9 protein-coding genes are annotated in these 8,755 nt (G+C 58.1%); 8 read left to right on the plus strand and 1 reads right to left on the minus strand.

Translation table 11 applies throughout. The features are described from left to right. Positions 1 to 113 precede the first annotated feature (113 nt). On the minus strand, positions 114 to 1,010 hold the full coding sequence (locus AC07N8_RS29290) for a LysR substrate-binding domain-containing protein (RefSeq protein ID WP_483840459.1): 897 nt from the start codon (positions 1,008 to 1,010) through the stop codon (positions 114 to 116). A gap of 107 nt (positions 1,011 to 1,117) precedes the next feature. Between AC07N8_RS29290 and AC07N8_RS29295 the strand changes: the two genes are divergently transcribed. From AC07N8_RS29295 to rpoS, 8 genes are all read left to right on the plus strand, one after another. Then, entirely contained in the window at positions 1,118 to 2,230 is a 1,113-nt protein-coding gene (locus tag AC07N8_RS29295; protein WP_027924991.1) for an S-(hydroxymethyl)glutathione dehydrogenase/class III alcohol dehydrogenase, read from the plus strand. An 8-nt stretch (positions 2,231 to 2,238) separates the two neighbouring features. Then, complete coding sequence (fghA, locus tag AC07N8_RS29300) at positions 2,239 to 3,084, plus strand: S-formylglutathione hydrolase (RefSeq protein ID WP_483840460.1); 846 nt, start codon at positions 2,239 to 2,241, stop codon at positions 3,082 to 3,084. A gap of 53 nt (positions 3,085 to 3,137) precedes the next feature. Next, on the plus strand, positions 3,138 to 3,611 hold the full coding sequence (gene ispF / locus AC07N8_RS29305) for a 2-C-methyl-D-erythritol 2,4-cyclodiphosphate synthase (protein ID WP_008154023.1): 474 nt from the start codon (positions 3,138 to 3,140) through the stop codon (positions 3,609 to 3,611). Continuing rightward, entirely contained in the window at positions 3,608 to 4,666 is a 1,059-nt protein-coding gene (gene truD, locus AC07N8_RS29310) for a tRNA pseudouridine(13) synthase TruD (protein WP_493147218.1), read from the plus strand. The genes ispF and truD overlap by 4 nt, the downstream gene beginning before the upstream one ends. Continuing rightward, a complete protein-coding gene (gene surE / locus AC07N8_RS29315; RefSeq protein WP_123433715.1) occupies positions 4,654 to 5,403 on the plus strand; it encodes a 5'/3'-nucleotidase SurE in 750 nt (249 codons plus the stop codon). Before truD ends, surE begins: the two co-directional genes overlap by 13 nt. A 41-nt stretch (positions 5,404 to 5,444) precedes the next feature. Continuing rightward, positions 5,445 to 6,080 carry a protein-L-isoaspartate(D-aspartate) O-methyltransferase gene (locus AC07N8_RS29320; RefSeq protein ID WP_172825954.1) on the plus strand — a complete coding sequence of 212 codons (636 nt, stop codon included), beginning with the start codon at positions 5,445 to 5,447 and terminating at the stop codon, positions 6,078 to 6,080. A gap of 211 nt (positions 6,081 to 6,291) precedes the next feature. Beyond that, positions 6,292 to 7,149, plus strand: coding sequence for a peptidoglycan DD-metalloendopeptidase family protein (locus tag AC07N8_RS29325; RefSeq protein WP_483840463.1), 858 nt, complete (start codon positions 6,292 to 6,294; stop codon positions 7,147 to 7,149). A gap of 106 nt (positions 7,150 to 7,255) precedes the next feature. Beyond that, positions 7,256 to 8,263 carry an RNA polymerase sigma factor RpoS gene (rpoS, locus tag AC07N8_RS29330; RefSeq protein ID WP_027924998.1) on the plus strand — a complete coding sequence of 336 codons (1,008 nt, stop codon included), beginning with the start codon at positions 7,256 to 7,258 and terminating at the stop codon, positions 8,261 to 8,263. Positions 8,264 to 8,755: the final 492 nt, after the last annotated feature.

Genomic DNA, 8,755 nt, shown 5'->3' on the forward strand with positions numbered 1-8,755 from the left:
TCAACAGTCAGAATCGAGCCTAGTCCCTCCTCCTCCCTTCAAGTCCTACCATACAAGCGAGCCTGCTCGCGAAAGCGATGGCTCAGTCAACACATCCGGTACTGAAAAATGCATCAGCTCCTGTACTCTGGCCTTTGCGCCAACCCTTCCTTCAAATAATCCACCAATTTTCGCACCTTCGGCGACAGATGCCGCTGCTGTGGATAAAGCGCCCAAACGGCCGTATTAGGCGGTTGATGCGCATCCAGCAACGAAATCAATTCGCCACTCTTCAAATGCTCCAGCACGTAATAGTCCGGCAGCTGACACAACCCCACGCCCTGTAGTGCCGCATCCAGCACCGCTTGCCCACTGTTGCAGCGCCAGTTTCCCTGGACCCGCTGCGAAAATTCCCGCCCGTTCTGTTCCAGTTGCCACATGTCCGAGCTGCCAATGAGGCAGTTGTGGCGGCTCAATTCCGACAAGCTGTGCGGCCGGCCATAGCGTTCCAGATAGGAGGGTGATGCACACAGGTACATGCGTCGGGGTGCCAGACGCGTAGCAACCAATCGCGAATCCTGTAGGCGTCCAAGGCGAATCGCCAAATCCAGGCCCTCGTGCACCAGATCGAGCGGGCGGTTGCTCAGTTCGATGTCGACACGCAGTTGTGGGTAAAGCCCCATAAAGCGCGTCACCAGCGGCACGATGAATCGCTCGCCGTACGCCACGGCGCAGGTCATGCGCAGCATGCCTTTGGGTTCGCTGGTCAAGTCGCCCACTGCACGCAAGGCTTCTTCGCGACCGTCTTGCAGGCGCTGGCAATGTTGCAGGAAGGTTTGCCCGGCTTCGGTCAGCGTGACCCGGCGGGTGCTGCGGTACAGCAAACGAGTTTGCAGGCGTTCTTCAAGGCGTACGATTTGTCGACTGATATGGGAGGAAGACACCCCAAGACGTTCCGCTGCGGCCGTAAATTGACTGCATTCAGCCACGGCGACGAATTCGTCTATCCCTTCCCAGCGGCTTTCGGCCATCGTTGATTATCCCTGTGTAGCAATAATGTTTTGCTTTTGTCCGGATTATTCACCGTAAGGCGGTGTATTACACTCCTTGTCTCGTTTTTATTCACTGGAGAATCCACATGATCAAGTCGCGCGCTGCCGTTGCCTTCGAGGCCAAGAAACCCCTCGAGATCGTCGAAGTCGATGTCGCCATGCCCAAGGCCGGCGAAGTCCTGTTGCGTGTGGTTGCCTCCGGTGTCTGCCATACCGATGCCTACACACTGTCCGGCGCTGATCCGGAAGGTATATTCCCGTCGATCCTCGGTCACGAAGGTGGCGCGGTGGTTGAAGCGATCGGCGAGGGCGTGACCTCGGTTGCAGTCGGCGATCACGTGATTCCGCTGTACACCCCGGAATGCCGCCAGTGCAAATTCTGCCTGTCGGGCAAAACCAACCTGTGTCAGGCGATTCGTGCGACCCAGGGCAAAGGCCTGATGCCGGATGGCACTTCGCGCTTTTCCTACAAGGGCCAGCCGATTTTCCACTACATGGGCACTTCGACGTTTTCTGAATACACCGTGTTGCCGGAAATCTCGGTCGCGAAAATTGCTAAAGAAGCGCCACTGGAAAAAGTCTGCCTGCTGGGCTGCGGTGTCACCACCGGCATCGGCGCGGTGCTCAATACGGCCAAGGTGAAACCGGGTGATACCGTGGCCATTTTCGGCCTCGGCGGCATTGGTCTGTCGGCGGTGATTGGCGCGGTAAAAGCCAAGGCTGCGCGCATCATTGCGATCGACATCAACCCGGCCAAATTCGAGATCGCCAAGCAACTGGGTGCAACCGACTGTGTGAACCCGAAAGACTTCGACCGTCCGATCCAGGAAGTGATCGTCGACATGACCGATGGCGGCGTCGACTTCTCCTTCGAATGCATCGGCAATGTGCAATTGATGCGCGCCGCCCTTGAGTGCTGCCACAAAGGCTGGGGCGAGTCGGTGATCATCGGTGTCGCCGGTGCCGGCCAGGAAATCTCCACCCGTCCATTCCAGTTGGTCACCGGTCGCGTCTGGCGCGGTTCCGCGTTCGGCGGTGTGCGTGGCCGTACCGAGTTGCCAAGCTATGTGGAAATGGCCGAGACCGGCGAAATCCCGCTGGACACGTTCATCACCCACACCATGGGCCTGGAAGATATCAACAAGGCGTTCGACCTGATGCATGAAGGCAAGAGCATCCGTTCCGTCATCCACTTCTGAGGTCGGTCATGAGCCTGGAAAATATTTCCTGCCAGAAAAGCTTTGGCGGCTGGCACAAACGTTACCGGCACCGTTCCGACGTGCTCGGCTGCGACATGGTGTTTGCCGTGTACCTGCCGCCGCAAGCGGAGCAGGGCGGCAAGCTGCCGGTGCTGTACTGGTTGTCCGGCCTGACCTGCACCGACGAAAACTTCATGCACAAGGCCGGCGCACTGCGCATGGCTGCCGAGCTGGGGTTGATCATCGTCGCGCCGGACACCAGCCCGCGCGGCCCTGATGTGCCGGGTGATCCGGACGGTGCCTGGGACTTCGGTCTGGGTGCCGGGTTTTATCTGAATGCCACGCAGGAACCCTGGTCGCGTCACTATCGGATGCATGACTATGTCGTGCAGGAATTGCCGGCACTGGTCGAAGCTCATTTCCCGGCATCGGACAAACGTGGCATCAGCGGTCACTCCATGGGCGGTCACGGCGCACTGGTCTGTGCCTTGCGCAATCCAGGTCGTTATCAATCGGTGTCGGCGTTCTCGCCGATCAACAATCCGATGGACTGCCCGTGGGGTCAGAAGGCCTTCTCACGTTACCTGGGCGAAGACCGTTCGAAGTGGCGCGAATGGGATGCTTGCGCGCTGATCGCCGAGGCTGACGAGAAGCTGCCGCTGCTGGTCGACCAAGGTGATCGCGACGATTTTCTCGCCACCCAGCTCAAGCCTGAAGCCTTGCAACAAGCGGCCAAACTGGCCGGTCATCCGCTGACGTTGCGCCTGCAACCGGGCTACGACCACAGCTATTTCTTCATCGCCAGTTTCATCGACGACCACTTGCAACATCATGGGCGCGCTCTAAGCGCCTAATGTTCGACAAAGCAGGTAGAATCACGCCCTGACAAAAATCGGGGCGTTTTTTTATGCGTATTGGCCACGGCTATGATGTGCACCGTTTCGCTGAAGGCGATTTCATTACTCTAGGCGGCGTGCGCATTGCACACGGCTTCGGGCTGCTCGCTCACTCCGACGGTGACGTCCTGCTGCACGCCTTGAGCGATGCCTTGCTCGGTGCCGCTGCGCTGGGTGATATCGGCAAACATTTCCCGGACACCGACCCGACCTACAAGGGCGCCGACAGCCGTGTGCTGTTGCGTCACGTCGTCGCACTGATCCACGCCAAGGGCTGGAAAGTCGGCAACGTCGATAACACCATCGTTGCCCAGGCGCCGAAAATGGCCCCGCATATCGAATCGATGCGCGCGCTGATTGCCGCGGATCTTCAAGTTGAGTTGGATCAAGTGAACGTGAAAGCTACCACCACCGAAAAGCTCGGCTTTGTCGGTCGCGAAGAAGGCATTGCCGTGCATTCCGTTGCCTTGTTGTTGCGCGCATGAACGAACTGCAGTTGCTCGGCCCACGGGCCTATGGCGAAGCCCTCGGCACCGCAGTATTGAAAGCCACGGCGGAAGATTTTCAGGTCGATGAAGTGCTCAACATCCCCCTCAGCGGTGATGGCGAACATTTGTGGATCTGGGTGGAAAAGCGCGGGCTGAATACCGAGGAAGCGGCACGGCGGATCGCCAAGGCAGCGGGCGTGCCATTGCGCACCGTCAGCTACGCGGGCCTCAAGGATCGTCAGGCGCTGACTCGCCAGTGGTTCAGCGTGCAGCTGCCGGGCAAGGCCGATCCTGATCTGTCGGCGGCGGAAAACGATACGCTTAAAATCCTCAAGACCGGTCGCCACAAACGCAAGCTGCAGCGTGGCGCTCACTCGGCCAATGGCTTCACTTTGCGCCTGACGCAATTCGCCGGCGACACAGCCGCGATTGAAGAGCGATTGCAGCTGATTGCCAAGCAAGGTATTCCCAATTATTTCGGCGCCCAGCGTTTCGGCTTCGACGGCGGCAACGTGGTCGATGCCCGTGCCTGGGCGGCACGCAAGGCGTTGCCGGAACAGCGCAACGTGCGTTCGCGCCTGCTCTCGACGGCGCGCAGTTTTCTGTTCAATCAGGTGTTGGCGGCGCGTGTTGCCGACGGTACCTGGCAGCAAGCCCAGGTCGGTGATCTGCTGGCATTCACTGACAGCCGCAGCTTCTTTCCGGCCGGTGAAGCGGAGTGCAGCGACCCGCGACTTGCGATTCTCGACCTGCACCCGACCGGCCCGCAGTGGGGCGAAGGTGACTCGCCGGCGACCGGCGTTGTCCATGTACTGGAGCAGGACATCGCCGCTCGCGAAGCGGACTTGCGAGATTGGTTGATTAACGCCGGTATGAGCCACGAACGTCGCATCCTGCGGCTGCCCATTGGCGGGTTGACGTGGCATTATCCCGAGCCTGACATTCTGCAACTGGAATTCGTCCTCCCGGCCGGATGCTTTGCCACCGTATTGGTGCGCGAGCTTGTTGATCTGGTGCCGGTGGGGCAGACGGACAGCCCATGCGTATTCTGATTTCTAACGACGATGGGGTAACCGCACCCGGTCTCGCCGCGCTTTATGCTGCGCTGGCGGATTACACCGAATGCGTGGTTATCGCCCCGGACCAGGACAAAAGCGGCGCCAGCAGCTCGCTGACGCTCGACCGTCCGTTGCACCCGCAAACCCTGGCCAACGGCTTTATCAGCCTGAACGGCACACCCACCGATTGCGTGCACCTGGGCCTCAATGGCTTGCTGGAGCGCCAACCGGACATGGTCGTCTCGGGGATCAACCTGGGCGCCAACCTGGGCGATGACGTGTTGTACTCCGGCACCGTGGCAGCAGCCCTTGAAGGGCGTTTCCTCGAGCGTCCGTCGTTTGCCTTTTCGTTGGTCTCACGACAAGTAGAGAACCTTCCCACAGCCGCCTACTTTGCACGCAAGCTGGTCGAAGCCCATGGCGATCTCGACCTGCCACCGCGCACGGTGCTGAATGTGAATATTCCCAATTTGCCACTGGACCATATCCGCGGCATCCAGCTGACCCGCCTCGGGCATCGCGCCCGTGCGGCGGCGCCGATGAAAGTGGTCGATCCGCGCGGCAAATCCGGTTACTGGATCGCTGCTGCCGGGGATGCTGAAGATGGCGGTCCGGGTACCGACTTCCATGCGGTGATGCAGGGCTATGTTTCGATCACTCCGCTGCAACTGGATCGCACCTTCAACGATGCCTTCAGAAGTCTCGATGGCTGGCTGGAGGGACTGCGCTAATGTCTCGTGAACAAGACGATATGCTGCGCCGCGGCATCGGCATGACTTCTCAGCGAACCCGCGAGCGCCTTATTCAGCGTCTGTATGAAGAAGGTGTTTCCAACGCCAAGGTGTTGGAGGTCATTCGCCGTACACCGCGTCACCTGTTCGTCGACGAAGCGCTGGCCCATCGCGCTTACGAAGACACGGCGCTGCCGATCGGACACAACCAGACCATCTCCCAGCCTTACATGGTGGCGCGCATGAGCGAGCTGCTGCTGGAAGCAGGTCCGTTGGACAAGGTGATGGAAATCGGCACCGGCTCGGGCTACCAGACGGCCGTGCTGTCGCAACTGGTCGAGCGGGTATTTTCCGTGGAGCGCATCAAGGTTTTGCAGGATCGGGCAAAGGAACGCCTGGTGGAGCTGAACCTGCGCAACGTGGTGTTTCGTTGGGGCGATGGTTGGGAAGGCTGGCCGGCACTGGCGCCTTACAACGGCATTATCGTCACCGCAGTGGCCACCGATGTGCCGCAGGCCTTGCTCGATCAGTTGGCACCGGGTGGTCGCCTGGTCATCCCTGTCGGCTCCGGTGAAGTGCAGCAATTGATGCTGATCATCCGCGAAGAAAACGGCTTTTCCCGACGTGTTCTGGGGGCGGTGCGATTCGTGCCATTGCTCAACGGGCCACTGGCCTGAGCATTTGTTTTGGCGCGCTGAATTCTCTTCGATTGGCCGTGTCTTACAGCGGCATCGATTGGTTAAACGGTATTTATCGTCAGTCAGCAAACGTGTGCGCGGAGCGAATTCGCTTCATTAAAGGTAAAGCCTGTCCGGCCCGTTATACTTGCGACATCTCGAGCCGGAACACGGCAATCCACAATTTCAGCCACCACAAAGGGAGCGGCGGGTGAGTCTCACAGTCATTGCGCAGCGTATGAGTACAACGAGCTTTCAGCGCCTGGTGACTGGCCTTGTCTTGAGCACCTTGCTGGTCGGTTGCTCCAGCACCAAATCGAGTAACGTCGGCGTCGTCGATCGCAACAACGCGGCCCCTCAACGTCCGGCAACGACGACGGGCCAGTATGTCGTTCGACCAAAAGACACCCTGTTCTCGATCGCTTTTCGCTACGGTTGGGACTACAAAGCCCTCGCAGCACGGAACAACATTCCTACGCCCTATACGATCCATCCGGGTCAGATAATTCGCTTCGATGGTCGCACCGGATCAACGCCGACAGCGGTCGGTAGTACTACCGATTCAACGCCTTCGTCGTCGTTGAAAACCACGGTAATCCGGCGCCAGCCGAATGGCGCAACCACCAGCACTACGGTGGTTGCACCGTCCGTCGCCAACAAACCTGCACCCGCTCCATTGCCTCCTGCCGGCCCGGCCCCGACCGGCTGGGGGTGGCCATCTAATGGCATTCTGATTGGAAAATTCTCCTCAAACGGTAGTTTGAATAAAGGAATTGATATCGCCGGAGATTTGGGACAGCCTGTTTTAGCTGCGTCTGATGGGACGGTGGTATACGCCGGGAGTGGCTTAAGGGGCTACGGCGAATTAGTCATCATCAAACACAGCGAAACCTACGTCAGTGCCTACGGACATAACCGCAGGCTGTTGGTTCGGGAGGGGCAGCAGGTCAAAGTCGGACAGACAATTGCCGAAATGGGGTCAACGGGTACAGACCGGGTGAAACTGCATTTTGAGATTCGCCGCCAAGGTAAACCTGTAGATCCGCTGCAATTCCTGCCACGTCGTTGATTTGTTAGCCAGCCTGTTCCGTCACGTAGAGGGAACAGGCTCCAGCGTTGCCAAGGATAAAGGCGCCGCTTGAGCTTGAGGTCGAACTCACCAAAGGACTATAACAATGGCTCTCAGTAAAGAAGTGCCGGAGTTTGACATCGACGATGAGGTTCTCCTGATGGAGACCGGCATCGCCACGGATTCGATGTCGAATGATGAAGGGGCAGCTCCACCTTCCGTTCGTGCTAAATCCAAACACTCCGCTTCGTTAAAACAGCACAAATACATTGATTACACGCGGGCACTTGATGCCACGCAGCTGTACCTCAATGAAATCGGCTTTTCCCCATTGCTCTCCCCGGAAGAAGAAGTTCATTTTGCGCGCTTGTCGCAAAGTGGCGATCCGGCCGGGCGCAAGCGCATGATTGAAAGCAACCTGCGGCTGGTGGTTAAAATCGCCCGGCGTTACGTCAATCGTGGGCTGTCGCTGCTGGACCTGATCGAAGAGGGCAACCTCGGCTTGATCCGGGCAGTGGAGAAGTTCGACCCCGAACGCGGCTTCCGCTTTTCGACCTACGCAACCTGGTGGATTCGTCAGACCATCGAGCGCGCGATCATGAATCAGACCCGGACCATCCGGTTGCCGATCCATGTGGTCAAGGAGCTGAACGTGTACCTGCGGGCCGCACGGGAGCTGACGCAAAAACTCGATCACGAACCCTCACCCGAAGAAATCGCCAACCTGCTGGAAAAACCAGTGGGCGAGGTCAAGCGCATGCTCGGCTTGAACGAGCGGGTTTCTTCGGTCGACGTCTCGCTGGGTCCGGATTCGGATAAAACCCTGCTGGACACCCTGACTGATGACCGTCCAACCGACCCTTGTGAGCTGCTGCAGGACGACGACTTGTCCCAAAGCATCGATCAGTGGCTGTCGGAGCTGACCGACAAGCAACGCGAAGTGGTAGTACGTCGCTTCGGCTTGCGCGGTCACGAGAGCAGCACGCTTGAAGACGTAGGCCTGGAGATCGGCCTGACCCGGGAACGGGTCAGACAGATTCAGGTGGAAGGCCTGAAGCGTCTTCGGGAGATTCTCGAGAAAAACGGCCTGTCGAGCGAGTCGCTGTTTCAATAAGCGATCGGTTTGACCGGTAGTAAAAGACCCCGACTGACTCGGGGTTTTTTATTGCCTGCAAGGTGGGCGGAGATTGCCGCGGGTTTGTAGTCTTGCGCTGTAAGTCTTTGCTTACTCTGTCGTAAGTGTTCGTTATTTTTACAAGGCAGTCGTCGTCCATTTTCCTTCTCGATTATTTTTATCTGTATGATTTATATAGATATTTTGTTTTGTTAATAGCATATGACAAACGTTTTTGACGATGCCGGTCAATTGCACCTGGCAGGGAACTCTCTAGTATCTGAACTGTGTCGACGGACAGACACGCCCTTCAAGGAAGAGGGGAACGGACATCGCAGGAAGCGATTCATCAGGACGATGAAAAGGACTACAGGGAATAGGGAAAAAATGTGGGCGGGTCAAACCGCCCCTTTTTTTTGGTTCTTCACGGAATCCCGGGAAACACAGAAACAAGAACGCCGATTTGATTGATGATGTTCGTGCGAGCAAACA

Source organism: Pseudomonas sp. GW821-FHT10C09, from assembly GCF_059415465.1.

What these genes read in the sequence shown, in the direction of transcription:
- ispF (WP_008154023.1), top strand. Translation starts at nt 3,138, where the DNA reads ATGCGTATTGGCCACGGCTATGATGTGCACCGTTTCGCTGAAGGCGAT.
- AC07N8_RS29290 (WP_483840459.1), bottom strand. Translation starts at nt 1,010, where the DNA reads ATGGCCGAAAGCCGCTGGGAAGGGATAGACGAATTCGTCGCCGTGGCT.
- truD (WP_493147218.1), top strand. Translation starts at nt 3,608, where the DNA reads ATGAACGAACTGCAGTTGCTCGGCCCACGGGCCTATGGCGAAGCCCTC.
- AC07N8_RS29320 (WP_172825954.1), top strand. Translation starts at nt 5,445, where the DNA reads ATGACTTCTCAGCGAACCCGCGAGCGCCTTATTCAGCGTCTGTATGAA.
- AC07N8_RS29295 (WP_027924991.1), top strand. Translation starts at nt 1,118, where the DNA reads ATGATCAAGTCGCGCGCTGCCGTTGCCTTCGAGGCCAAGAAACCCCTC.
- surE (WP_123433715.1), top strand. Translation starts at nt 4,654, where the DNA reads ATGCGTATTCTGATTTCTAACGACGATGGGGTAACCGCACCCGGTCTC.
- fghA (WP_483840460.1), top strand. Translation starts at nt 2,239, where the DNA reads ATGAGCCTGGAAAATATTTCCTGCCAGAAAAGCTTTGGCGGCTGGCAC.
- rpoS (WP_027924998.1), top strand. Translation starts at nt 7,256, where the DNA reads ATGGCTCTCAGTAAAGAAGTGCCGGAGTTTGACATCGACGATGAGGTT.